23 protein-coding genes are annotated in these 23,282 nt (G+C 66.8%); 10 read left to right on the top strand and 13 right to left on the bottom strand.

Annotated elements, in window-relative coordinates:
• Window positions 1–38: 38 nt before the first annotated feature.
• The 6 genes from F1D05_RS10225 to F1D05_RS10200 form a co-directional block, all read right to left on the bottom strand.
• Window positions 39–1,094, bottom strand: a complete 1,056-nt coding sequence (locus F1D05_RS10225) for a hypothetical protein (protein WP_185447156.1) — start codon at window positions 1,092–1,094, stop codon at window positions 39–41.
• Entirely contained in the window at window positions 1,091–1,669 is a 579-nt protein-coding gene (locus tag F1D05_RS10220; protein ID WP_206686150.1) for an RNA polymerase sigma factor, read from the bottom strand. The genes F1D05_RS10225 and F1D05_RS10220 overlap by 4 nt, the downstream gene beginning before the upstream one ends.
• Window positions 1,670–1,708: 39 nt before the next feature.
• A complete protein-coding gene (locus F1D05_RS10215) occupies window positions 1,709–2,608 on the bottom strand; it encodes a hypothetical protein (protein WP_185447155.1) in 900 nt (299 codons plus the stop codon).
• Window positions 2,609–2,771: 163 nt separating this feature from the next.
• A complete protein-coding gene (locus tag F1D05_RS10210) occupies window positions 2,772–3,272 on the bottom strand; it encodes a hypothetical protein (protein WP_185447154.1) in 501 nt (166 codons plus the stop codon).
• Complete coding sequence (locus F1D05_RS10205) at window positions 3,269–3,736, bottom strand: hypothetical protein (protein WP_185447153.1); 468 nt, start codon at window positions 3,734–3,736, stop codon at window positions 3,269–3,271. Before F1D05_RS10205 ends, F1D05_RS10210 begins: the two co-directional genes overlap by 4 nt.
• 88 nt (window positions 3,737–3,824) lie before the next feature.
• The gene (locus tag F1D05_RS10200; protein ID WP_185447152.1) at window positions 3,825–5,039 is read right to left on the bottom strand and encodes a helix-turn-helix domain-containing protein; all 1,215 of its coding nucleotides are present in this window, start codon (window positions 5,037–5,039) and stop codon (window positions 3,825–3,827) included.
• A 325-nt stretch (window positions 5,040–5,364) separates the two neighbouring features.
• Between F1D05_RS10200 and F1D05_RS10195 the strand changes: the two genes are divergently transcribed.
• Together F1D05_RS10195 and F1D05_RS10190 are read left to right on the top strand one after the other, a co-directional pair.
• Entirely contained in the window at window positions 5,365–6,681 is a 1,317-nt protein-coding gene (locus F1D05_RS10195; protein ID WP_206686149.1) for an IS110 family transposase, read from the top strand.
• 277 nt (window positions 6,682–6,958) lie between these two features.
• Window positions 6,959–7,123, top strand: coding sequence for a hypothetical protein (locus F1D05_RS10190; RefSeq protein ID WP_185447151.1), 165 nt, complete (start codon window positions 6,959–6,961; stop codon window positions 7,121–7,123).
• Between the two features lie 132 nt (window positions 7,124–7,255).
• On the opposite strand, the gene F1D05_RS10185 is transcribed toward F1D05_RS10190, so the two are convergent.
• The 5 genes from F1D05_RS10185 to F1D05_RS10170 form a co-directional block, all read right to left on the bottom strand.
• Window positions 7,256–8,464, bottom strand: coding sequence for a GGDEF domain-containing protein (locus F1D05_RS10185; RefSeq protein WP_185447150.1), 1,209 nt, complete (start codon window positions 8,462–8,464; stop codon window positions 7,256–7,258).
• Between the two features lie 285 nt (window positions 8,465–8,749).
• Window positions 8,750–8,974: a hypothetical protein gene (locus F1D05_RS40005; RefSeq protein WP_246486572.1), complete on the bottom strand. Its 225-nt coding sequence runs from the start codon at window positions 8,972–8,974 to the stop codon at window positions 8,750–8,752.
• Complete coding sequence (locus F1D05_RS10180) at window positions 8,958–9,998, bottom strand: MFS transporter (protein ID WP_246486571.1); 1,041 nt, start codon at window positions 9,996–9,998, stop codon at window positions 8,958–8,960. Before F1D05_RS10180 ends, F1D05_RS40005 begins: the two co-directional genes overlap by 17 nt.
• Before the next feature lie 539 nt (window positions 9,999–10,537).
• Window positions 10,538–10,723, bottom strand: a complete 186-nt coding sequence (locus F1D05_RS10175) for a hypothetical protein (protein WP_185447148.1) — start codon at window positions 10,721–10,723, stop codon at window positions 10,538–10,540.
• Window positions 10,724–10,737: 14 nt separating this feature from the next.
• On the bottom strand, window positions 10,738–10,941 hold the full coding sequence (locus F1D05_RS10170) for a hypothetical protein (protein ID WP_185447146.1): 204 nt from the start codon (window positions 10,939–10,941) through the stop codon (window positions 10,738–10,740).
• Window positions 10,942–11,239: 298 nt separating this feature from the next.
• Here F1D05_RS10170 and F1D05_RS10165 point away from each other — a divergent pair, with 298 nt between their 5' ends.
• The 7 genes from F1D05_RS10165 (at window position 11,240) to F1D05_RS41920 (ending at window position 16,081) form a co-directional block, all read left to right on the top strand.
• The gene (locus F1D05_RS10165) at window positions 11,240–11,428 is read left to right on the top strand and encodes a hypothetical protein (RefSeq protein ID WP_185447144.1); all 189 of its coding nucleotides are present in this window, start codon (window positions 11,240–11,242) and stop codon (window positions 11,426–11,428) included.
• 227 nt (window positions 11,429–11,655) lie between these two features.
• Window positions 11,656–12,372, top strand: coding sequence for a tyrosine-type recombinase/integrase (locus F1D05_RS10160; protein WP_343066630.1), 717 nt, complete (start codon window positions 11,656–11,658; stop codon window positions 12,370–12,372).
• Window positions 12,373–12,537: 165 nt separating this feature from the next.
• Complete coding sequence (locus tag F1D05_RS10155; RefSeq protein ID WP_185447140.1) at window positions 12,538–13,275, top strand: Abi family protein; 738 nt, start codon at window positions 12,538–12,540, stop codon at window positions 13,273–13,275.
• 231 nt (window positions 13,276–13,506) lie between these two features.
• On the top strand, window positions 13,507–13,887 hold the full coding sequence (locus F1D05_RS10150) for a hypothetical protein (RefSeq protein WP_185447138.1): 381 nt from the start codon (window positions 13,507–13,509) through the stop codon (window positions 13,885–13,887).
• A 335-nt stretch (window positions 13,888–14,222) separates the two neighbouring features.
• On the top strand, window positions 14,223–14,684 hold the full coding sequence (locus tag F1D05_RS10145) for an NAD(+)--rifampin ADP-ribosyltransferase (protein WP_185447136.1): 462 nt from the start codon (window positions 14,223–14,225) through the stop codon (window positions 14,682–14,684).
• A gap of 387 nt (window positions 14,685–15,071) precedes the next feature.
• Window positions 15,072–15,467 (top strand): IS110 family transposase, encoded by a 396-nt coding sequence (locus tag F1D05_RS10140; protein ID WP_185447134.1) that lies wholly within the window; start codon window positions 15,072–15,074, stop codon window positions 15,465–15,467.
• Window positions 15,371–16,081 carry a transposase gene (locus F1D05_RS41920; RefSeq protein ID WP_281388972.1) on the top strand — a complete coding sequence of 237 codons (711 nt, stop codon included), beginning with the start codon at window positions 15,371–15,373 and terminating at the stop codon, window positions 16,079–16,081. The genes F1D05_RS10140 and F1D05_RS41920 overlap by 97 nt, the downstream gene beginning before the upstream one ends.
• 152 nt (window positions 16,082–16,233) lie before the next feature.
• Here the strand turns inward: F1D05_RS41920 and F1D05_RS10130 are convergent, their stop codons facing one another.
• A complete protein-coding gene (locus tag F1D05_RS10130; protein ID WP_185447130.1) occupies window positions 16,234–16,923 on the bottom strand; it encodes a GAF and ANTAR domain-containing protein in 690 nt (229 codons plus the stop codon).
• Window positions 16,924–19,658: 2,735 nt separating this feature from the next.
• Between F1D05_RS10130 and F1D05_RS10125 the strand changes: the two genes are divergently transcribed.
• Window positions 19,659–21,179 carry a hypothetical protein gene (locus tag F1D05_RS10125; protein WP_185447128.1) on the top strand — a complete coding sequence of 507 codons (1,521 nt, stop codon included), beginning with the start codon at window positions 19,659–19,661 and terminating at the stop codon, window positions 21,177–21,179.
• Here F1D05_RS10125 and F1D05_RS10120 read toward each other — a convergent pair.
• On the bottom strand, window positions 21,166–23,235 hold the full coding sequence (locus F1D05_RS10120; protein ID WP_185447127.1) for a tetratricopeptide repeat protein: 2,070 nt from the start codon (window positions 23,233–23,235) through the stop codon (window positions 21,166–21,168). The genes F1D05_RS10125 and F1D05_RS10120 overlap by 14 nt on opposite strands.
• Window positions 23,236–23,282 lie beyond the last annotated feature (47 nt).

Raw genomic sequence — 23,282 nt, 5'->3', positions numbered from 1 at the left:
GGCCGCGACGCCCCGCGGCCGGGCACAGCACCTGTGGGTTAGCGACCGGTGGGGAAGAACAGCGTGTAGCTGATCACGGACGGCACCGCGACGCCGAGCGCCCCTGCGGTCTTGGTGAGCAAGTCCTCGCTGGCCAGCAAGGCGCCCGTGACTGCGTCGAACATCAGGACCTGACGCTGAGGGAGCCCGGTGTAGCTGGTGTCGACCGCGAACGCCTCCACAGGTCGACTGGCCCGGTCTTTCAACGCGCCCAGCCACACCACGTCGCTTCGACCGGCCAGGAGCTGCAGCACGGCGGCCCGGACCGCAGGCACCGGGACAGTGTCCTTGGCCAGGTCCCTCACCGCGGTGACCAGCGCGCCGGTGCCGTCGACATCGATCGGATGAGCGACCTTGAAGGCAGCCAGCAGTGGTGCCGGCGCAGTGGGCAGTGGGTAGGTGAACCACGATTCGCGGCTGCCTGCGGCGATCGTGTCGTCACTGACCACCTCCCCGGCCTTGCCGGGCTTACCGGCTCGAACCCATGCCTGGCGGTAACTCTCGGACGGGAAGTAGGGCTCTCCCGTGCGGACCGTTCTTCGGCCGGGTTGATCGCTGCTCCACACAAGGTCTATCTGCTCAGGGAGGACAGCAGACCGCACGGTCTCGCCGTCGACGCGGGTCGACAGATCCCAGGTCGATGTGCGGACAGAGTGGGTTGAGCCGGCGTCGCCCGGTAGCGACGTATCTTTGGCCGCGACCGCCGCCAGCACGAGGAGCTGGGCCTTGGCCGGCCCTCCTGTCCGGAGCTCGCCGTCCAGCAGTACTGGGGTTGCAGCGATCGCGACCCCGGTCGAGCCGAACGGGTCGACCACGACCAGTCCCGCCGCTGCCACCAGCGTTGCCGCTACGCCGATCATCACCGTGCGGCGTGTGACGCGCGGCCTGGAACGGCGAACTGCCACAGCTGTGGCAGGGGCCGCGACGGATTCCTTGACGGCGATCCTGGCCAAAGCCCGGTTCAGCCCTGCTAGCTCATCCTCGTTCAACGGCCCGTCAGGGATCGCGGCCGCGGGGTCTGCCTGCCGGAGCAGATCAAGGTCGTTGCTCTTCATGAGTTGTCTCCCAGCGTCTCGGACTGCGCACTAGCAACCACCGTGGAACCAGACGTCACCGACGACTTCGAGCGGGCGATACGCGCCGCCGTCAGCCGTCGACGGGCCCGGTGCAGTCGCACCGCGGCCGCCGCCGTCGAGCACCCCAGCGCGGCGGCGAGGTCCTTGCCGCGCAGTTCCTCCCAGGCATGCAGCATCAGGACTTCCTGATCCGCAGTACTGAGCGTGCCCAGCACCGCGACGACCTGCGACAGTTCCTGCGACCACTCCGCCCGATCCTCCGGCCCTGCTGCTGTCTGAGTCGCCAGGTCGTTGCCGGCCCGCCGGTAGGCGCGATCAGCCCGCTCGGCCGACCGGTACCGATCGCTCAGCACTTTCGCCGCGACCCCGTACAGCCACGGCAACGCCCGGTCTGCCGGTAGATCCGCGCGGCGCTGCCACGCCACCAGGAATACCTCCGCCGTCACGTCGCGTGCGTCCTCGACGTCGCCGTGGCGACGTACGACGTACCTGAGGACCGCGCGATAGTGCATGCGGTACAGCGCCTCAAGGTCGGCCTGTGCTTGTTCGGTCACCGTCTCCACACCCTCTATATGGCCGATCGCCTCAATCGATTACAGGCGGACCGGCCCGGGGACTGTCTCGGCCAGGATCTGTAGTGGTTCGCTCATCGCCCCCACCAGGTCCTGCATGACTTCGCGCGAGGCCTCCACCTCGTTGCCGATCGATTCCAGCTGGCCGGCGGTGATCGCGTCGCCCGCGGTCTGGGAGAGGAGGTCGAGCACCTCGTCCGTGTGGTCGCCGGCTGCGACCAGCGCGTTGACCTTGCTGTGTTCAGCAGCCAGGGCATGGACCTGGATCTCGTAGGCGGCCAGCGCATCGACCCGCCGGGTGATCGACAGGTGCACCTCCTCGAGCGCTGCCAGTTGCGAGGCGAGCGCATCGGTTCCTGTCGTGGCCTGGGCCCTCCGAAGTCGGCCGCGTAGATCGGCCAGCCGGGACAGTCGCTGCGCGATCTGAACTACTTCCGCGGCAGGGTCGACTCGAACGTTGTGGGTGTCGAGCAGGCCCGAGCCCCAGATCGGGCTCTTCACGATCCGGTCGTGGATGTCCGCCGCACGCCGTGCGACGTTGCCTTCCTGAGTGTTTTTGGCCGGAAGCATCGCCCACGGCTGTCCACGCAGTGCGCGAACCTTGCCCCAGTCGACGTGGCGTGCGCCACTCTCGGGCGCTACGGGCGGCCCGATGGCCGCCTCGACTGCTGGTGTCACCCCGAAAGCGAGCACAACCCCAAGCACGACGGGAATGAGGAAGGACCACACCGGTGTGGTCGGCGGTAGCCAGAACGCTGCCCACACGGCCATTGGCGCGAGGCCTGCAACGGCGGCGACTCCGCCGGCGCGCAGTGTCGACGGGCCTCGGGCCAGCACCCACCTCGCGGTGTGGACACCGTCGGGCATCTTGCCGGCGTCTTGCCCGAGTTCAGCATGTTCCTGCAGGTATCGCAGCGTCATGCCGCCCAAATAGACCAGGTGGCCGCTACCGGCGACGCCGACTCCTGCCGGTCCACGGCTGTGGGGGGTCTCCCATAGTGCTCGACCCGGCTCCTCCATCGACAGTCACTCCCCGCTACATGTCAGATGTCAAACCGTAGCGGTAAGCCTTGGGCTTGGCAGGCTAGTTGAGGTGCGGGTCGCTGGTCACCGCGGCCAGCCCTGCGGTGAGCCGGTGCGAGTGGGCGAGGGCGGCGATCATTTCGGGGAAGGCGTCGGTTTCAGCCACTGGAGCCGGCTGGTAGGTGCCGATCTCGGCTGGGCCGGTGGCGTTCAGGCCACCTGGCGGTACGACGACGAGCAAGGCGTGAGTGCGGGCTGTGGCGGCAGTGATCCATTGCTGCCCGGCGTCGAGTCCACCGGGGATGTGCAGGGTCGGGCCCGGTGTGCTGACCCTGGTCACCTGGCTGCCGGCGTGGTGCAGCAGCATTCGGCCCGAGCTGGGCCAGCGGCCGTGCTGCCACTCGGGCAGGCTGATCTGGTTGATGCAGCCGGCCAGCGTGAGCCGGGTGCGCATCGCGGTGTAGGAGTCGGTAGAGCCTGCTTCGAGGATAAGAACAGCCAGCGGATCAGCGGGGGTGCCGATGATCGCCAACGCCCAAAGCGGCGGCCGGAGAAGCGTCACGAGACCGTCTCGCTGCGCCGCAGCACGGTCAGTAGGCTCAGTACGACGTCGAGGCTGAGCCGCAGATTGTCGCGGTCGAACCCGAGACCGGTCGCGATCACCCCGGCCGTCCCGGGGCACGGCAAGGTCGGGAAGCCCGGCCCGTGGAACGCATCGAAGTTGCCTGTGTGGTCGGCGGCGGTCTGCAGCAGTTCATGGACGTACATTCCGACCGTGCCGGTACCGCTGCTGGGTATCGGCCCGGTGCGGGCGTCCCAGGCGACGTTGAGCAAGAGACCGGACCTGGCCTGCGGCGATGCTTGGCTCCACACCTGCTGCAGCTGGTCGCCGGCCGCGGCGATCGCCGGATCTTCTCCCGCCTGGTCGAGGGCAGTCATGAGCTCGAAGACTATCCCGGGCATTTCTACCGCGGCGCTGAACGGTGTACCGGCCAGTCCCGGCGGTACGAAGCGGTTGTCGGTCATCGACCTACTCTGTCAGGTCGTTGACCTAGAACACCGACGACGGGGCTGATCACCGGTACGCCTCCGGGGTCTTTGGCGGGGTGTGGCATCAGGTGGGGAGTCCGACGTGGTCGGCGAGCAGCCCGACCTGGTCAGCGTAGGAACGGCGCTGGTCCTCGACCAGTTGCCCGACGACGCCGCGAGCGTAGCTTTGGTGCTTCAGCCACTCCGGCGCCGCAGCGCGGACCTCGAGCAGCTGGCCGATTGCACCACGGTGGTCACCTGACGCGACCCGGGCTGCGGCAAGGTCCAGTTCGTGGCGGTGCCGGTTGTTCACCGTAGGTACCGTCGACGGCGGGATCCGCTCGGCCAGTTCGAGGCCTTTCCCGGCGTCCCCGATCAGGATCGCGTTCTCGACCTGCTTGTAGCCGACCGTGGTTTCGCAGAACCCACGCACCGGTGGCGGCGCCCATCCGGCCGACGCCTGGAACTGTTCGGGATTGCCGAGCTGTGTAGCTGCGGCTTTCGCATGCCGCAGGTACATCTCGGCGTCGTCGGTGCGTGCGTCGCGGACGGCCGCTGCCGAGGCACGGCACATCAGCCAGCCCCATGTCGCGATCCGGTACGACGGCGCGGCTGACCTTTTCGGTTCGATCCGGTCCGCGGTCGTGATCGCCAGTTCCTCGACTTCGGCGAAGCGGCGCTGCAGCAGCATCGTCCAGCACTGAATGCTCACTGCCCACGTCTCCAGCAGGTCATCGGACAACTCCCGCGCCAGGCCGGCGGCCTTGTGGAGTGCGTGGTTGGCCAGGTCGAGACGACGTAGCTGTGTCAGGGCTTGGGCGGTGTAGAGGTAGGCCTGAGCCAGCGGGCGGGCGTCTCCGGCGGCGTGCAGGATCCGGCCTTGCTCGATCAGGACCGGGATCGCGTCGAGGACGCCGTCGTACTTGTCGAGGGTGTAGAGCCGCTCGGCGTAGGTGAGGGTCGCCTGCCAGGCCTTCGCGTCGCCGGGTCCGGCCGGCCCCGGTGGCAGACCGATCGCCGGGGTCAGTGCCCGCCGCACAGCCATCAGCCCATCGGGCTCGACGTCGGGCGTTACCACCGACGTGCCAGCGGTGGGAACCAGAAGCTCCGTGGTCGAGACTCCCAGAGCCCGTCCGATCGCGGCCAGAGTCGCGGGACGCGGGTTGCGTTTGCCCTGCTCGATCAGCTTCACCGCACCAGGTGACAGGCCAGCAGCCTCGGCGAGCTCTTCTTGGGTCATGTCGCGGCGATGCCTGATTCGCCGTACCGACCGGCCAGTGTGCGGGGTATCTTTGCTCATCGGGGCGTACCTCCTGGAGTCTTCAGCAACTCCACGGTACGCCCCGTTTCTCGCCCTAGCCTTTGTGTCTGGTCAGACGCCCCGTTCCGGGGTGAAATTGTGGGTGTGTGGCCGGTCGGGTTGATGCCGATTGTCCTATGGTTCGTTGAGGCCGTGCCCTAGCCGGGTGTGGGGGTTACGTGTTGGGCTCTTCAGTGTTGCTGCCTTCGATGGTGAGCACGAGAACTAGATTCGTTTTCCTTGTCCCGATGACCCCTTTTCCGGTCGGCCACACCTGGGCCGGATGGTCTGGCCTGTGAGGTCTGGAGGTGGGAGATGAACAGCGATGTTCGCCGAGTCTGTCGATGAGGATCAGATCATCGGGCGGGTCGCCGCGCTTGATCTCGGCAAGGCCGAGCTGGTCTGTTGTGTGCGGTTGCCGGGCAGGACCGGACCGCGTCGGGTGCAAGAGGTCAGTACCCATACGACGATGACCAGATCGTTGACCGAGCTGGCCAACCGGCTGGTCGAGTTACGCATCGAGCGGGTGGTGATGGAGGCCACCAGCGACTACTGGAAACCGGTGTTCTATCTGCTGGAAGCGCATGGGCTTCAGCCGTGGCTGGTTAACGCCCGCGACGTGAGGCATCTACCGGGCAGGCCCAAGACCGACGTGCTGGACGCGGTGTGGCTGTGCAAGGTCGCCGAACGGCAGATGCTGCGCCCCAGCTTCGTCCCGCCGGCCGAGATCCGGCAGTTACGTGATCTGACCCGGTACCGGATGAGTTTGGTCGCGACCCGGGGCGCGGAGAAGAACCGGGTCGAGAAGCTGCTGGAGGACGCCTGTATCAAGGTCTCGGTCGTCGCTTCCGACATCTTCGGCACCTCGGGCAGGTCGATGATGGATGCCCTGGTCGCCGGTGAACGAGACCCTGAACGACTCGCGGAGATGGCCCGGACCCGGATGCGGGCCAAGATCCCGCAGTTACGAGAAGCCTTCACCGGGTTCTTCACCGAGCACCACGCCATGCTGCTCAAGCAGATGCTGGCCAGGATCGACGGGATCGACGCCGACATCAACCTGCTCGACACCCGAATCGAGGCACATCTGGCCCCTTTCGCTGACGCGGTGGACCAACTCGACGAGATCGACGGCATCGGTCCCATCGCCGCAGCAGTGATCATCGCCGAGATCGGTGTGGACATGACCCGGTTCCCCACCGCCGGGCACCTGTGCTCGTGGGCGAAGTTCGCACCCGGGGTCAACTCCTCGGCCGGCAAGACCAAGGGCCGCGGATCGACCGGGCACGGCAACCGGTATCTGGCCCGGATCCTCGGCGAGGCCGCTGTCACCGCCGGACGCGGCAACACATTCCTCGGCGAACGCTACCGACGCATCGCCAGACGACGAGGCAAAAAACGGGCACAGGTCGCCATCGGCCGATCCATCCTGATCATCATCTGGCACCTCCTGGCCAACCCCGACGCCCACTACATCGACCTCGGGCCCCGATCACTACACACGATCAATCACCACCGAAACCAAAAAACGCAACCACATCCGCCAACTACAAGCACTCGGCTACCACGTCACCATCGAACCAGCAGCCTGAACCCAACCACACCTACCGGCAACGCCAGACGCCCCCGCACGCCTGGCTGAGGCTAATTTCGAACTAGTTCGCTGACTGTGTCCCCTCTGTTTCTGTCCGTCAGCAGGGGGCACGTTCTGTGTCTGTCGGTCACAGTCCATGGCCCCCAGGATCGAGACCATGCCTCACGAACAACCCCGCCAGGGCCTCCGACGACGTATAGCCCAGCGCGGCGTCTGCCTCACCGTTACCGTCGCTGCCCTGGTCAGCTGCTCAGCGCCTGCAGCCGACCGCCCGGTACCGGCTCCTCCAGCGGCACACAGGACCGGGATCGTCACGCTTCCACCCGTGCCGGCTCCTGCCGCTCCCGCCTCGGCCAGGGCAGCGACCAGGTGCCGCGCACTGCTCACGCCGGACCGGGCCAAAGCACGCTCCAAGGCAGCGGCCGAAGCCAAGGCTGCCCAACCCACGGTCGCACCGACGCCGGCGCTGCGCACCCGGGCGCAGCGCTGAGGTTGGATTTCTGGCCACCAACTGCATCGACGCGGTCGCCAGGCACGCGCAGCTGACCGAGATTGTCTCGATCACTCGTACTGCAGAAGAGCCCGCCCTGGCCGAGCTGACCTCGGTCTCGTCGAGAGCCGCTCAGTTGGCGTGAACATGTGGGGCTGTGATGACTCGGTTGCGGCCGGAGCTCTTGGCTGTGTAGGTGGCGGTGTCTGCTGCGAGGAGGAGTCCGTCGAGAGTATGGCCTGCGGTCGGGTAGGTCGCAGCGCCGATCGAGCAGGTGAGCCCGTCGACGGTGGCGGGTCCTCGTTGGGTCGTAACGGTGATGACGAGGCCGGCGATGCGGCGGCGGATCCGCTCGGCAGCGTTCGTGGTCTCGTCGGGGCTGGCGTTGGGGAGAAGGATCGCGAACTCTTCACCGCCGAGGCGCCCGACGAGGTCTCCGGTGCGGACATCGTGCTTCAGCTCGGCCGCGACTGCCTTGAGGACCTGGTCGCCGGCGAGGTGGCCGTGGGTGTCGTTGATGGCCTTGAAATGGTCGAGATCGAGGTAGAGCACGCCGAGTGGGGTGTGGTTGTTGCGGGCCCGTTCGAGTTCTTTGGTGGCGATCTCGTGCCAGAACACGGTATTTGCGAGGCCGGTGTTGGAGTCGGTGCGGGCGGCGGTCTGGAACTGTCCGACGAGCAGCGCCCGGTGCAGGCCGAGGACGGTAATGAGCTGGGCGACGGCGAGCCAGGGCTGGTAGATCAGCAGTGCCGCGGTGGTGATGCCGAGCCCGATGGCGCCGGCCACGAGGAACTGGTCCGACAGCTGCCCGAGGGCTTTGCGGGCGCTGCTGTCTGGGTTGGACAGCACCACTGCGCCGACGACCAGGGTGTAGTTGATGAACCAGTACGCCGTGGCGGCGACGCTGACCGCGACCAGACCGATCGCGCCACCGGTGTAGCCGGGGTGACCGTCAGGGTTGAGTGTGGTCAGGCAGACCACGGCGGCGGCTGAGGCCAGCACGACGGTGGAGGCGGAGAACACGTTGCGGTGCGGCGCGCTTCGCCGCAGCCGGCTCCAGGAGTGCAGGTAGCTCAGCGCGGTGATCGCAATGGCCAGCGGCAACGGCAGGATCAGGACGCTAGCGAAGACCCACATCGCCTTCAGGTTCACGTAGGTTGCGCCTTCGGCGGCGCTCCAGCGGAGACGGTCGATCTCCCGGCCCGCTTCGATGTGAATCGCGGATCCGGCGGCCAGGGCGGCGAACCGGATCCAGTCACCGGAGGCGATGTCGACGCCGACGAGTGAGCCGCCCAGTACGGCGATCGCGAGCGCGTCGACGGCCAGCACGTAGCCGACCACGACAGAGGGTGCAGACCACAGCGCCCAGCGGGCAGGCGACCAGGAACCAGCGCCCACGTCGGTTTCGCGGCGGCGCCTGCGCTTCGGTCTACAATGGCGGATAATCAGCATGTACGTTTCCCCAGCCTCACACTCGTCCTCACGGTCAGAGTAGACGCGACATCACGCAATGTCACTGCGTTGGTCAGACCGGCAGCGGGCGCTCCGGATCTCGGGAGGAGGTGCGGCCCGATGCGGAACAACGACTGGCCCTGATCGGTCTGAGCAATCGCTTCGTGTTCTCGCTCAGGGCTTCCCCGGTTGACCGGCATGCTGCGCACGCTGGTAGCCGCGGGCAGCACCGGCGGCAAAGGCGACCCCGAGCACACCTGCAGCCGCCACGACCAAGGCCGGCTGCCAATGGTCGGCCGCAGTACCGGCGGCCAGGACCCCGATCCCCTGAGAAACGATCAGCGCAGTGCGGGCCAGCCCGATCACCTGGCCCCGCTGCGCGTCAGGAATGTCCTGCACGAACGTGGCCTGAGCAGTGACCAGGTACGACGCGGACAGCCCCGACAGTGCCCACAACCCCACCGTCGTCCACAAGCCTGGCTGGACGACGCAGGCGATCAGCGGTACGCAAGACCCGACCGCGAGCGGTCCCATCCATGCCAGGCGCCGCGACGGGGCCAGGCGAGACGACAGCAAGATCCCGACCACTTGGCCGGGCCGGGTTGGCCGCGAACAGGATCCCGACCGCGACCGGGCCGCCGCCGACCGATGCGGCGTACGGGGCAGCGAGGCCTTCGACGGTGATGTAGAAGCCAGGCACACAGATCAGCGCGGTCAGATAGCGCAGCCTGCGGTCATTCCAGACAAGCCGGGCGCCTGCCGACAGCGAACCCCACCAGCTCGGCCGGCCCGCGGAGCCATCTCCTGACGGTACTGGACGTTCCCCTACACCGAGCTGCAGCAGGACTGCCGAGATCGCGAACGATGCTGCGTTGAGGGCCAGCGCCTGGCTCGCGCCGAGCGCGGCGACGATCGTTCCGCCGGTGACAAATCCGGCGAGCTGCGCGGCCTGGCCAGTGATCGCCGACACGCCGGTGGCGGCTTTGTACTTGTCGCCGGTCATGATCGTTGCCATCAGCGCGGTCCTGGCCGATTGGAAAGGGGCCGCGAGCAACTGGACCGCGATCAGCAGTACGCACAGGATCCACAGCGGAGCGCCGGGGATCGCCATGCCTGCCACCAGTACTGCGCGGGCGACGTCGCAGCTGACCACGACGCGGCGGCGGGGGAACCGATCGGCCAAGCCGGAAAGCAACGGGCCGCTGACGATGTCGGGCAGCAGCGTGAGGGCGTAGGCGAGCGCGGACAAGCCAGCCGACCCGGTGCGGTCGAACACGAGTACGGCGAGCGCGACCCGGGCCAGCTGGTCGCCGATCACCGAACCGACCAGTGCAGCCCACAGCCACCGGAACTCGGCTACCGCGAAGACGTCGCCGTAGGTGGCGGGACGCTCGGCGGGATCGGGCTGACCGGGGCGGGGCATGGTCCACAAACTACTCACCGGCCACGCCGGACTGCTCGCACTGTCGGTGAGCCGTTACCCGTTCGAGGCCCCAGACGGTGAAACACTTCCGCCCCCTCCAGCGATAGGACCAGCAAGGGGGAGGAACTGGGGATGGGGGAGTTGCATGTCGCATTATCGCGTCCGGCGGCCGGGGCCGCTGGCCCATGGAGACAGCTCACTGCGGTTGCTGGCGCTGTGGTCGATCATCATCACTACCTGCTCCGGTAGCAGCATCGCAGCCGACGATGCCCTGCTGGATAAGGCCGCAGGCCGTCAGCCCATGGGGCGGCAGGTGGGTTCGCGCCGGTGCCGGTAGACGGTCTGCCCAGCCGTTCCCCGTGGCGGCTGGGCAGGTCACCCGGTCTGTGGACCCTTCGCCGTACCAAAGGACGGCGTTCTCGTCGGCCATGCGGGGGTCACGGTTGCGGCGCTCGTGGCCGGTGCCTATCCGGCGCACGGCGCAGTGCGCAGTGCGGCGGCCACCCGCCAGAACAGGTCCAGCCGGGTGCCTGCCTGATTCAACCGACCAGGTCCTCTGCCTGAGCAGGGGTGAGAGCCGTCCCGGGTGGTAGCGCTGCCTGGGCAACGATCAGGCGAGCCACAGCCTCGTCGCTCAAGGCTCCCACCGAGCCGCAGTCGATCGCGGCGGTCTGGCGCTGGTAGTGGACCAGCCGAAGGATGGTGTCGAGGCGCAGTTCCGACATCGCTGTTGCCTCCTTCAACTGTTCGGGCCGCTGGGGCGCGGGCTGCCGATCTCGTGGACGGTGATCGCGAACAGCAGGGTCGGCACCCACTGCGCGTCGGTGTCGCCGATCCGGGCGGTCAGCACCAGCTCACTTCGGTGGCCGATCTCGACGTTGTAGAAGACCTCATCGACGCAGCTCCCACCGGCCGAGATCATCGCGGCCACATCCCGCGTCACCTGCCAGGCGGTGACTTATGCCAGCTCAACCTTGTTCTGTGCAGGTGCCTGCTCGCTGGTCACTGAGTAGCTCCGATTGGTCGGCGGACCAGCACCAGGAGCACCCCGCCCGCTCCTGTTGGCTTCGGCCAGGCAGGTCCCGGCATGGTGCAAAGCGCTCACGGCCTCGGCCCACCGGTCGGTGTCGCCACCGAACTTCTCGACCGATTCGCCGAGCAGGTCGACCAGTTCGCCGCCCCCCAACCACCCCGATGAGGGCGTCGATGATCTCAGCGACCCCGGTCCGGCGCAGGTTCTGATGCCGCCCGCCGAACAACTCCAGATCTATCTCGTCCAGACCAGTGCGCCACTGCTGGACCAGGGCAGCGACGGCCACTACCTGCGATCCGCCCTCTGCTGCGGCTTCCGCCAGTTCCATGCCTCACCCCTCTACTTCCGATACAGCGCCCGCCGTCGGGCAACGGGGGAGGGGCGCAGCCGGCGCTGACCTTGAGGGATCGTGGGCCGAGGTGTTTAGCGAGTACAAAGCGGTGCTGGAGCGCGCCGCCGTCGCCGCGGACCCGGCGGGCCTACGCCAGCCACGTCGCCGGGTACCTGAGCTGGCTGCAGGCAGGACCCGATCTCGCAGCGAACGGGGACCCGTTGCGCGATCCGCATGGCCGCGACTTCGCGGTGCGCGACTACAAGGGGTGGCTCAAGTCGGTCCGGTACGTCATGCCCGCCACGATCAACGCCTACCTTGCCGCGATCGACCACTTTACGACGAACACCTGCGGGTCGCCCGGCTCGGCGCCGCCAAACGTGAGCGGATCCCTGACCGGGCACCTGAGGCTCTGGATGACGTCGAGCAGCGCAAATTCTTGCGGGCTGCGAAACGGACGAACTCGGCACGCAACATCGCGATCGCCTATATCTGCTCAACTACACCGGGATCAGCGTCGAGGAAGCCAGGTCCTTGACGTCGAGGACCTGGCGATGTCGGCGCGCCGCGGAAAGCTGACCGTGTGGCAGGGCAAGGGCACCGACGGAGGTAAGTACCGGGAAGTGCCGCTGCACAGTGCTGCCCGTTCAGGTCTGCGCATCTGGCTCGACGAGCGCGCCGAACTGCCCGTGGCCGTTACGACGGGGGCGTTGTTCTTGTCCCGGCTTGGTGCCAGGCTTTCTGATCGCTCGATCCGGACCATCGTTTCCGAGCTGGGGACGGCTGCAGGCCTGGTTCACACCGAAGGCCCGGACGTCGGCCGGTCGAAGGGCCACCCCCAGATGCTGCGACACACTTTCGCGACCCAGCTCATCCGCAACGGCGTCGACGTCGTGCTCGTCGCAGACCTACTCGGCTACGCCTCTCTCGACACCACGCGGATTTACACCCACGCCAGCATGGCTGACCTCGAACGCGCTCTCGAGGACAACCTGCTCACCGACGACTGAGCACGGCGAGGAAAACACAGTCACGGTCCGGCCGCGCCAGCGGAGGCGGCGGAATGCGGCGGCCATCGGAAATGACTGAGGGCCCGCCGGCGCTGGTCCGGTGAGCCCTCAGGTGAATCATGTAACGGAGAGACCTGCCTCCGCCTTCCCCTAGAGTCTACGGCTATGGCGCCGCCAACTCAACCATCCATTCGCCGGGCGGCGATCGCGGCCCGGCTCAGTACGCCCCGGCTCGCGCCGTACCTGTCGGCGACGAACGGCAACCTCAGGGACGCGCTGCGGCTATACGACTGGAACGTCGAGATCTCCGGCGCCTTCTACGAGAGCCTGCATCAGTTTGAAGTAGTACTGCGCAACGCGCTCGACGAGGAACTCTCGGCGTGGAACGCCCTGCAGACCAACCCGGCGACCGGCGCTGCGCATTCTCGCGACTGGCTGATGGACCCCTCACACTTGCTGCTGCGGCTCACGCAGAACGACATCCCGAAAGCCCAGCAGCGCGCTCGGTCCGCGGTACGCCGGACCGGGCAGCGCGGCCGCCGGCCTGGTCACTCTGACGTACTGGCTCAGCTCAGCTTCGGCACCTGGCGGTTCCTGCTGCCCGACAACGACCCCGGCCGCCAACTGCTGTGGCAACAATCCCTGGACAAGGCGTTCCCGCTCCGAGCCTGCACCCCGCAGGACCTGGTCAAGCACGTCGACGGGATCCACAGGCTGCGCAACCGGATCGCTCATCTCGAGCCCCTGGTCGACTCCGTCATGGTCGCCGATCGGCTCGCCAGCATGAGGACCGTCGCCGCCTCGATCGATCCCATCGCCGAGACCTGGATCGTCTCGCGCCAGCGCATCACGCCACTGCTGCGCACCAAACCGATCCCCGCGACCACTCCATCTCAACCGTGATGACGCGGCCGCACTCCGGCGGCTCGTCCGCCGTCCGCCGCGTCTCCACACTCCGCGATACGGGGGCAGTGTTCGCAATCACCGCGAGGGTGTACGCGGCAGTTACTGACCCGGCCGCGGACCAGCGTGTTCGGCTGGCCCGCACTGGTGACCTGGGCAGTCCTGGCCGGCATTGGTCTGTGGTTGGGCAGACCGGCCCTCACTACCCCGTCGATCTGCAGGTCCGTCGTCGTGGTGATCGTGCTGTACGTCGCGGTCATGCTCGTCTTCTCCGGTGCTATCGCGGCGGCGATCGGCCTGGACATCCTTGCGCGCCGCCGGTCGTCTGTTCGTCGTACGCCGTATCTGCTGACCCACCCAGCAGGGAGAGCCTGCATCGTGGTCGACGGCGTCGGCACCTTGTTGTGGGAGGCGACGGCACTGGCTGCAGCACCTCCGCGTCGTGGCCTCGGGAGCGAACTCGGTCACACCGTGATGCGCGATGCCGAGGCGGCCGGCGCGACCTTACAGGTGTGGTCCACCCGCTCCCTCGAACCGCTCTACAAGCGGCAAGGCTTCCGCACCGTACGGCGTCGTCTCGGGATGTGCCTCATGCGCCGCGTACCGGCCTGACCGAGCCGAGTTCAGCAACTGACAAGAGCTAGATCGAGCGGCTTCGCCGCGCTGTAACCAGCACCTTCGGCGCCGGGTGGTGACCTGGATACCGTGCCGACACTCGACGTCAAGGGTGCACGCATCGCCTTCGACGACGGCCACAAGCAACCGCTCTTGACCCCGAGCCTCCAACGGCACAAATCCAGGCAGTTGCCGGCAGGCACACAACGACTGCCGACCCCTAACGGCCACCACAGACCGGCCCGCGAGGAGGGGCACCGCAGGACAAGTACCCCATCGCGTAGATAGTGCATGGCTGGCACCGCCCGCTCACGGGAAGGGAGAATAGCGGGATGGCCAAAGCACGAAAGCAGCCCCGCCGAGAGCGGGCGCGGTCGAAGCCCACTGTGGCGGAACGCGACGACGTACCGTCTGCGGAGCCGTTCTTTCACGGCGGGGCTCCGGGCCTCGTCCCCGGCAGCATCCTTCGGCCGGCGGCCGCGCTCGGCTTCGACGTCAGCTACAACGCCGAGCAAACGATGTACGACCCGAACTACGTCTACCTAACCCGCGAAGCCGACGTGGCCACGGCGTACGCGGCCCGGTGCGTGATGCCGGTGGTCGGCCAGATCCCCGGCACGGTATACCAAGCCCAGCCACTCGGACTGGTCGAGCCCGATCCCGACTACGGGCCGGTGTCCGGCGTCTACGTCCGCGCACCCCGGGCCCGGATCGTGAGCGTCGTGCGCACCGACGTCACGCTCACCCAACGGGAGCAGACCCAGCTGGAGGGACCCTGGCAGATCTGGGGGTGACCTCAACAAAGCCGATGTACGACACGGACGGCTTCATGATCCCATCCGACGAGATGCGCGGATACAGCGCCACCCCGGGCACACTCGGATCTACGGCCCCTATCTGCCGATCCAGCGTATCGACGCCCGCGGGCGCTTCCTCCCGGCCAAGCCCCTGACGAACCGCCGCATCGAGGGCTTCGCTGAGCTCTTGGATGAAGTTCCCGGACTTGATTCCCCCGAGCACCTGGTCTCCCTTGACGGCGACAGTCGGCCCGGGTTTCGGCGTCCACATTCCGAGCGCGGGCTGGAGCCGTGACCCAATAGGGGCCTTGCCCCGGCACCCTGAGTGTCCTGTCCGACCCCAACCCGCCCTCGTCCGTGCCCGATGACGAGAGGCACCACCACATGTCCACGCTGGGTCGCAGCGTCCTGGGGATCGACACCCACAAACACTTCCATGTCGCAGTCTCCCTTGACGGGCTCGGCCGGCGCGAAGGCGAGCTGCTGTTCGCCGCGAACGAAGCCGGCACCCGCCGGCTGTTGGACCGGAGCAGCGAACATGGGGCCCCGCTCACCGCCGGCGTCGAAGGCACCGGCAACTACGGCTACCGACTCACTCGCACTCTGCAGGCTGCCGGCATCACGGTTTCGAGGTCAACCGACCAGATCGGGCCAATCGGCGACGCAAAGGCAAGAGTGACCCGATCGACGCCGAAGCCGCCGCTCGCGCTGTCTTGTCCGGGCAAGCAAACGCGGTCCCGAAGAACCGTGAGGGAGCCGTGGAAGCCCTACGAGCGTTGACGATCGCGCGCAGCAGTGCCATCAAAGCCACGACCACCGCCAGCAATCAAGTCAAGGCGCTGCTCGTCGGAACCGATCGGGCCCCGCGCGACCACCTACGCGTCAAGAGCCTCCTGCAGCTCTCGACCCTCTGCAGCAAACTCGACCTAACCAGCGGTATGCACGCAGCCCTCGTCAGCCTCGGACGCCGCTGGCTTCTCCTCCATCAGGAGATCATCGAGCTGGACCGGCTCATCCGCGCTCTCGTCCGCCGCACCGTGCCGAAGCTCATCGAGCGACCCGGTGTCGGCATCCATAGCGCCGCGCAGCTGCTCATCACCGCCGGCGGCAACCCCGAACGGCTGCACAGCGACGCCGCCTTCGCAGCCCTCTGCGGCGCCAGCCCGGTCCAGGCCAGCAGCGGTCAACGACAGCGCCACCGCCTCAACCGCGGCGGCGACCGAGCCGCGAACAACGCCCTGTGGACCATCGCGAACAACCGCATGATCCACGCCCCCGAACCCGCGAGTTCGCCGACAGACGACGGTCCTTACCAGGTGATGATCCAGCTCGACGATGGCCGCCGCGTTCATCACGTCCGAATCTTCACTGGACCTGGCCGCGGGAGTTCTTGAATCAGATGCAACTCCCGTCCTTTGAACGCCGATAAGCGACCTGATGTCAGCCTGGCCGGCCATCGGCCGGCTGCCTTACGATGCTCCACCACTAGCCGGGCTGACTCTCGGATCGAGTCGAATCGCAGAGCATGTAGGTCGCTCTCGTACCACTAGCGGCCTTCAAATAGGTGCCGGGTCGCGATCAGTTCGTCGGCGACGGCGCGGAGTTTGTGGTTGGTGTCTTGGGAGTAGCGCTTGAGTACTTCGAATGCTCGGTCGGTGTCGAGGTCGTAGCGTTCCATCAAGATCCCGATCGCCTGCCCGACGGCTCGGCGGGCGTCGACGGCTTGATGCATCGAGACTCGGTGACGGGCTGTCGAGATCGCGACGGATGCGTGCTGGGCCAGGATGTGCGCGACTTCGACGTCGTTATCGTCGAATCCGTGGGGCTGGTCGATGTAGAGACTGAACACTGCCTGGGCCCGGCCGGCGACCACGAGGGGTAGGTGGATCGCGCTGTGGATCCCGGCCTCGAGTACAGAGTCGCGCCATTGAGTCGGCCACCGGGTCTCGGTCTCGACGTCGGCGATCAGGAGCGCGGTCCCATCGTGGAGGACCGTGAGCCGCGGCCCCGCGGCCGCGTCGATCTGGCCTGGGTACAGCTTGGCGAGCTGGGGGTCGGTGAGCGCGAGGATCTGTGGTCGCCGCTTGACGATCAAGACGACAGAGGCGTACGTGCACCAGACCGCCTGCAAGGCGTACCGGATGACGCCGTCAACGGTCACGTCGACTTCTTCGAGTTCGTGTAGTTCAGCGGCCAGCCGGCCGAACAATTTCGCTGAGGAGTGATCGCCGGGCATGCCAAGGACTCCAACCGATCCACGGTGTTTGCCCGCGCTTCCGGAGCAAGCACAATCATCGTTTACCGCCCAACGCGCCCGCCGGAGGGACGCTTTAAGTGCGGCTGCACAGTTGCACCCTGACTGACTTTCACTCAACCCGACAGGCCCAGCCGCTCGCCCGAGCGGAAGATCACCGGCGTGAGGCCGGCTGTTCTGTGGCCGGTCGACGTGAGACCGGCCGGAGGTGAGGCTCCCCGACCGGCCCTCGCCGGTCCGTGCGCGCCACTGCGCCGGGGTCGCAGACCGGCAGTTTCGGTGCCCAAGGCAACATCCCACGAATCGAGCGATCTGTGCCCACCCCGAAAATGGTCAACGAGGCCGCGGGGGCCACAGGTCCTCAACCTCACCCGCACCTCGGTCAGGGCGTGCCGGGAGGCAGCATCACCCGGCACGCCCGCGCCGAACTCCACCCTGACGCTCAGGCACAGCCGGGAAATTGCCGCGGCCGCGGCACCCTCATCGGAACACCACCGCCGCTTCACAGACACCTGCGGCCGACAGCGATTCTGTCCTGGCCCCCCGCCTGCCGCAAGCATCTCGTGAACAGCGTCACCAGTCAGCACGTCACCGCCTGGTAGCGCTGCAGCACTACCAGGCTTCCGGCAGACCCAGGTCTCGCTCACGAAGGCCTACGCACCCCGGTGCTAGGGTAGTCCTGAATTTTTGTTCGGCTCCGCGGACGGGTTAGATTGGTCATCAGCTGATGCTGAGATCGAGCTGAGAAGTAGACCGCAACGGCCACGACCTGGCCGGCGCGCCTGCCCAACTCGGTCTGATCAGCTAGCGCCGATCGTTCGATGGCGGGATGTCGCAGATTCACGCGCCATCGGTCGGCTAGGGGAGTGCTGTTTCAGTGACGCCCGCAACATCGCCGCGACGGTGTGATCGGGGAGATTCATCAACTCGCCCACCTCGCGGTAGGTCAACCCACCGCACCGAACCAGGGCCAACGCGATCGCGCCCTGGTGCTGCGCGACCCGATCCGCAGAATCCACACACTGTAGATACAGCTCGCGCACCAACACGGCCCGCCGAACCGGCGCCGCTCCAGTCACCGAAGCTCCTTGCGCATAGCAACAGATGACCTCTGCTACGAGGCCAGTGGCTCGCTGATGATCACCCATCATGACGGTGGCGACGGTCGACAACGCCCCACCGTGCTCGGCGCATATTTGCGCAGCAAACACTGTCGGCTCCGAGACGCGACGATGTTGTACGCCGGTACCCAATCGCTGGTGCGAAGTCATGCCGCACGTCCCAAGATGATTACTTCCTTACGCCGCCCAGTGGCTTGAACGGCGTGAGAGCACTCCGGAGAGTCGCCTGGTCGTCACGCTACCGCACCAGGGCCAAAGTGAATTCAGCACCTGAGCCGAACTGGCCGGCCGTGTCGATGCCGTGCACGTCTAAGTCCTGATCGCTCCACGCTGGCCATCGGTGAAAGTGGGATTTCCAGCCGGTGCGGACGGGGCCACTGGCGTGCAGGCTACGAGCCACACCGGGGGTGACGCTGCTCAGGTTCTTGGTGTTGAGCCCACAGCGCCAAGAACCGATCACTCCGATGCCCGAGATCGACACGTCCTTGCCGGTACAGCCGAGATCAGTGCGTTGCTGCAGCGGTCGTGGACCGGTAGCTGGCCACACCCCGATGAACGTTCTGGGGCAGTTACACCACAGCCCCAGACGCTCCCAACCACCTCAAATCCAACCGTGAACCGGTCCACCCAGCACTCTTCTTGGCGTGGCGAAGAAGCAGCCTCACCGCGTACGGCGATCCAGGCCTCGACCCTCGGCCCGTACTCCGGCTGCGCAGTGGCAGAGCCGAGCCATTCGACCTTACCTGCGATCTCGAACTCGCCGCCGGCCTGGTGGTAGTCGTCCAGGTCGAGCGGGTCGACGCATTCAGCCCGGTGAACGCCAGCGCCGAACAGGATCGCCAGCGCAGCGGCGCCGCGAGCTCCAGTGGCGCGCGGAGCGTGACTGGGCCGCGCGCTGCAAACCCTATGCCATCGCAGATGGCTTAAGTCTCAGCATGCTTGATCGCGCACTGGCCCAGATGCAATCGCAGCCCACGAGGCTGGCCATGTTGTCGTGGGCCTGCACTTCGGGCTACCCCCTCATGGGGCGGCGAGTTTGAAGTGGCTCAGCGTACCGATTCCAGGCGGCGGAGTCCGAGAGCACGCTTGGCCGTGGACCCGACGAGTTTATTGTTGCTGCCCGCAGCAGTGTGGCGCTCCGGGGCCGGTATTGTTGACTGCGTGATGAGGGTGCACCGGGAGGTCCACGATCTGGCGGGATCAGGTCGTGACGGTTGCTCCGTCACGGCGCCGGTTCGTTGCGGTTTGCGCTCAAATCACCTGCCGCGGCGCGGCTTGTCAGCACCTCTCGATTGGTCGAACTACCGTTGGCCCGTTGGCCCGTTGGCCCGTTGGCCCGTTGGCCCGTTGGCCCGTTGGCCCGTTGGCCCGTTGGCCCGTTGGCCCGTTGGCCCGTTGGCCCGTTGGCCCGTTGGCCCGTTGGCCCGTTGGCCCGTTGGCCCGTTGGCCCGTTGGCCCGTTGGCCCGTTGGCCCGTTGGCCCGTTGGCCCGTTGGCCCGTTGGCCCGTTGGCCCGTTGGGGGCTGTGGTGAGCGGCGGGTGGGGGACCGTCCCGGTCGAGCGCAGGGTGCTGGCAGTTGCGCGAACCGTTACCTCGTTGAATCGGCTGCTCGAAGTCCTGGTGGTGTTCGCGGACGACGAGCGGATCGCGGTCGAGTTCGTGGTGAGTGCTGGTTCGAGGTTCGGCACCGAGGTGCCGGAGGTACTTCGGCGGCTTGGGGCCCGGACGGTGACCTGGGATTCGGCTGTTGCGACGGACTACGACCTGATTCTCTCGGCCAGCGACCATGATGATCTGCATGAGCTCAGCGGACCGTTGGTTCTATTCCCGCATGGGGCGGGCTTCCAGAAGTATTCACCGCACAGCAGCGGCGATGTCCGCGAGCGGGCCGGTCTGACTTCAGGTTCACTTTGGCACGATGGCCGGCCGGTGCCCGCCCTCCTGGTCGTTGCCCACGACAATCAGAGTGACTTGGTTCCCGGGTTCAGCGACCGGATCCTGGTGGCCGGGGATCCGGTGATGGACAATCTTCTGCGGCTCTCTCGAAAGCGCTCCGAGCTCCGGAAGCAGTACGGCATCGGTCCTCAGCAGAGCCTGGTGACCCTGACGTCGACCTGGGGCGCGACCTCGCTTCTGGGTCGCTGGCCGAAGCTACCCGCGCAACTCCTGGCCGAGTTGCCGTACGACGAGTTCCGGGTGGCCGCCGTACTGCATCCGAACATCTGGGCTGCCCATAGCTCTTGGCAGATTCGTCAGTGGTTGCGTACGGCGGTCGCGTCCGGGCTGATCCTGGTACCGCCCACCGGCCCGTGGCAGGGTGCGTTGGCCGCGGCTGGCTGTGTAATTGGTGACCATGGATCGCTGTCCGCGTATGCCTCTGGCTTGTCCATCCCGCTGATCCTTGGGTCGTTCGGCGAAGAAGAGGTTCCCCGAAACACAGCGATGTGGCAGCTGGGAACCTCGGCGCCACGGCTCGACGGCTATGCATCGCTGGCAGACCAGATCAGAGCGGCGGCTGCCCGTCCGGAGCCGGATCTGCTGCACTCGCTCGCCACTGAGGTCTTCTCCCGTTGGGGAGAGTCGCTGTCGATTCTTCAGCGTGAGCTGTTCCGGCTATTGCAGTTGGCGCCGATACATCGCCCCCGTGCGCTCGCAGCACAGCCCCTGGACGTGGATCCCGTCGCCCCGGCCGCGTTTCATGTGGAGATTTCAGGCGACCGGATATTGCGGATCGAGCGTTTCCCGGCTGATATCGGTGTGTTCGGTCGGCCACGAGGAGCGCGGTTCCTGATCGCGTACGACGACGCCGACGAGATCATGCTGCAGTCGGCCGCGGCGATTGTGGCCCGGACACCCGCCGACCGTAATTGGGCTGCGACAACACTCGGGCGGTTTCCGGGATGCCGACTCGTCGCGGAGCCGACCGATACGGATTCGGCGGTGCTGACTGTCCGCGAGCGGTCCGAGTCCGCCGAGTACACCGCACACCTCCAGGGGATCGAACTTCTCCCTGCGGTCTCGGTCTGGTTCTATTGCCAGTCGCGCGGCCTGGGCGGCGCCAGGACAGCGACCCTGTTCGCGAACGAGCCCGGTGTTGTCGAGTTCAGTCGCCGTTGAGCTCTTGCAGCCGGGCCTGCACGTCAGCCAGTCGTGGGTCGCCGGCCGAGGTGTGGACCTCCTGGAGCTTCCGCAGGTAGCTGACCTCGGCCGTCCTGTCGCCGGCTTCTCTAGCGAGCTGGACCAACATGTCCAGTAGAGGGACCACGAGGCTGGTCCGGCCCAGCTCGGTAACGCGGGTCAAGGCGTCGGTGAGGGCGCCGACGGCCTCGTCCGGGCGGCCGAGCGCGGACAGCACCTGAGCAGTGCTGTACAGGATCTTGGACTCGGCCCGGTGATCGGCGAACGGCTGGATCAGTTGCCAGGCTTTTGCGAGCACAGCGAGTGCTTCGTCATCCCGGCCAAGCGAGTAGAGGCTGCGGCCGCAGAACTGGTACTGCAATGCGATCCCGCGTTGGTCCCCAAGCTGCTGGTTGATCCGCAGTGATTCGGTGAAGCAAGCCAGTGCTGCGTCGGGCTGGGCCTGGCGCAGTCGAAGCTGCCCTTCGAAGTCGAGGACGGATGCCGTCAACGCAGGGTCGCCGATGGCCGAACTGCGCTCGGAGGCGCGCTGGATCTCGACCTCGGCCTGACCGAGGCCGCCCTGCTCCATCCAGCCGCGCGCCAGATACGACCGCGACCGCGCCACTGCCCGCCGATTCTGGCTGCGCTCGGCAGCCTCGACGGCGATCGTTCCTGCCTTGATCCACTCGTCGTAGCGGTTGTGGCTGGTGTGGAACGGCCAGCAAGCCTCGAACAGCTGCCAGGCCTCGGTGTCGAGTCCCTGCGCCGCAGCCTCCTGAACGATCTCGAAGATGGCGTCGTGCCAGTTCTCCAGCCACTCCATGGCATCTTTGGGGCTCGTGAAGTCAGCGCCCACTCTCAGGGTGACCGGTGTCACTCGGAAGCGCTCTCGTTGGACACCACGATCAGCCGCAGCGGCGAGCGAGAGCCAGCACCGGATGACCGTGGCGCGCAGCTGATCCCGATCGCCGTGCGGAGTCCGAGCTGCGATCTGCTCTGCATGTCTGCCGATGAGGTAGGGCATCTCGTACCCACCGGCAACTGGGCGCAGGAAATCGAGTTGTATCAGCCGCCCGAGGGCAGCATCGATATCTATATTGGCATCCGCCAGGACGGTGTGTACGACCTCCTTCGGCCAGCGGTCGCCGGGTACCGCGCCGAGCGCTCGGTAGGCGATCTTTGCCTCGTCGAGCATCAGGAACTCATACGCCGAGTCAAAGATCGCGGTCATTGCCCGGCGCAGCGCCGGGATCGCCGGTCCCGGCTCGACCTGACCTGCTCGTGATTCCAACTGGCTGACGAGATCCGTGAGGCTGAGATCCGTCCGGAGCAGCAGATGCTGTGCGACGGTCTTCAGGCCGAGTGGTGAGCCCGAACACAGATCCACTAGTCGCGCGACTGCGCTCGCCGCGCCCTTGGCCCGCTCGGCGCCGAGGATTGCGGTGAGCAGTTCGAGGGCGTGTTCGGGGTCGAGACCGTCCAATCGTTTCACCACCGCCCCGTCGGTCGCGAGATCGTCGAGGCGAATGCTGCCGGCGGCGATCACCATGGCGCCGGGTGAGTTCGGTGTCAGGAGCCTGATCTGGCTGCCTTCACTCGCATCGTCGACCAGCATCAGGATCCGGCGGTCCTTAGTGGCACTGAGTAGCCGGCCATGTCGCGAGGCGACATCCGGGCCGACGTCGTTCAGATCGATTCCGAGCTCACCGAGCACGTAGCCGAGGACGTCTGCCATGGAATCGGTGCGAAAGCCCCGCAAGGACAATCTGATCGCGTCGTCGAAGTGTTCGCTGACACCATCAGCGAGCCGATCGAGCAACGCGCTTTTGCCGGATCCACTGACGCCGTGGATCGCGAGCACACACGGCCCGGTACGGAGCGACGCCGCAAGCCGACGGACGATCTCGACGTACTCGGTCCGGTTGACGAAATTCCCAACCGGTGCCGGGACCGCCCAGATCCGGGCTGCGATTGGAAAACGAACGGCGTTCAGCGCAGGCACTGACTGCCCGAAGGCGTGGGACAGGCGGGAGCCGTCGTCCTCAGGCTGCATGGCGACAGATCCCCTCCCGGTTCGGCTACTCGCCGTACACTTTAGAG

Source organism: Kribbella qitaiheensis (assembly GCF_014217565.1).
Classification (GTDB): domain Bacteria; phylum Actinomycetota; class Actinomycetes; order Propionibacteriales; family Kribbellaceae; genus Kribbella; species Kribbella qitaiheensis_A.
The sequence above is the reverse complement of the archived record's forward strand: the minus strand, read 5'-3'. Positions and strand labels throughout refer to the sequence as shown.

Bases quoted from the DNA above. Each gene is read 5' to 3' on its own strand.
- F1D05_RS10175 (WP_185447148.1), bottom strand. From the start codon at position 10,723: ATGTCGGAACTGCGCCTCGACACCATCCTTCGGCTGGTCCACTACCAG.
- F1D05_RS10130 (WP_185447130.1), bottom strand. From the start codon at position 16,923: ATGCCCGGCGATCACTCCTCAGCGAAATTGTTCGGCCGGCTGGCCGCT.
- F1D05_RS10205 (WP_185447153.1), bottom strand. From the start codon at position 3,736: ATGACCGACAACCGCTTCGTACCGCCGGGACTGGCCGGTACACCGTTC.
- F1D05_RS10140 (WP_185447134.1), top strand. From the start codon at position 15,072: ATGTCCACGCTGGGTCGCAGCGTCCTGGGGATCGACACCCACAAACAC.
- F1D05_RS10215 (WP_185447155.1), bottom strand. From the start codon at position 2,608: ATGACGCTGCGATACCTGCAGGAACATGCTGAACTCGGGCAAGACGCC.
- F1D05_RS10165 (WP_185447144.1), top strand. From the start codon at position 11,240: ATGCCGCCCGCCGAACAACTCCAGATCTATCTCGTCCAGACCAGTGCG.
- F1D05_RS10200 (WP_185447152.1), bottom strand. From the start codon at position 5,039: ATGAGCAAAGATACCCCGCACACTGGCCGGTCGGTACGGCGAATCAGG.
- F1D05_RS10180 (WP_246486571.1), bottom strand. From the start codon at position 9,998: ATGCCCCGCCCCGGTCAGCCCGATCCCGCCGAGCGTCCCGCCACCTAC.
- F1D05_RS10120 (WP_185447127.1), bottom strand. From the start codon at position 23,235: ATGCAGCCTGAGGACGACGGCTCCCGCCTGTCCCACGCCTTCGGGCAG.
- F1D05_RS10145 (WP_185447136.1), top strand. From the start codon at position 14,223: ATGGCCAAAGCACGAAAGCAGCCCCGCCGAGAGCGGGCGCGGTCGAAG.
- F1D05_RS10195 (WP_206686149.1), top strand. From the start codon at position 5,365: ATGTTCGCCGAGTCTGTCGATGAGGATCAGATCATCGGGCGGGTCGCC.
- F1D05_RS10225 (WP_185447156.1), bottom strand. From the start codon at position 1,094: ATGAAGAGCAACGACCTTGATCTGCTCCGGCAGGCAGACCCCGCGGCC.
- F1D05_RS10160 (WP_343066630.1), top strand. From the start codon at position 11,656: ATGCCCGCCACGATCAACGCCTACCTTGCCGCGATCGACCACTTTACG.
- F1D05_RS10155 (WP_185447140.1), top strand. From the start codon at position 12,538: ATGGCGCCGCCAACTCAACCATCCATTCGCCGGGCGGCGATCGCGGCC.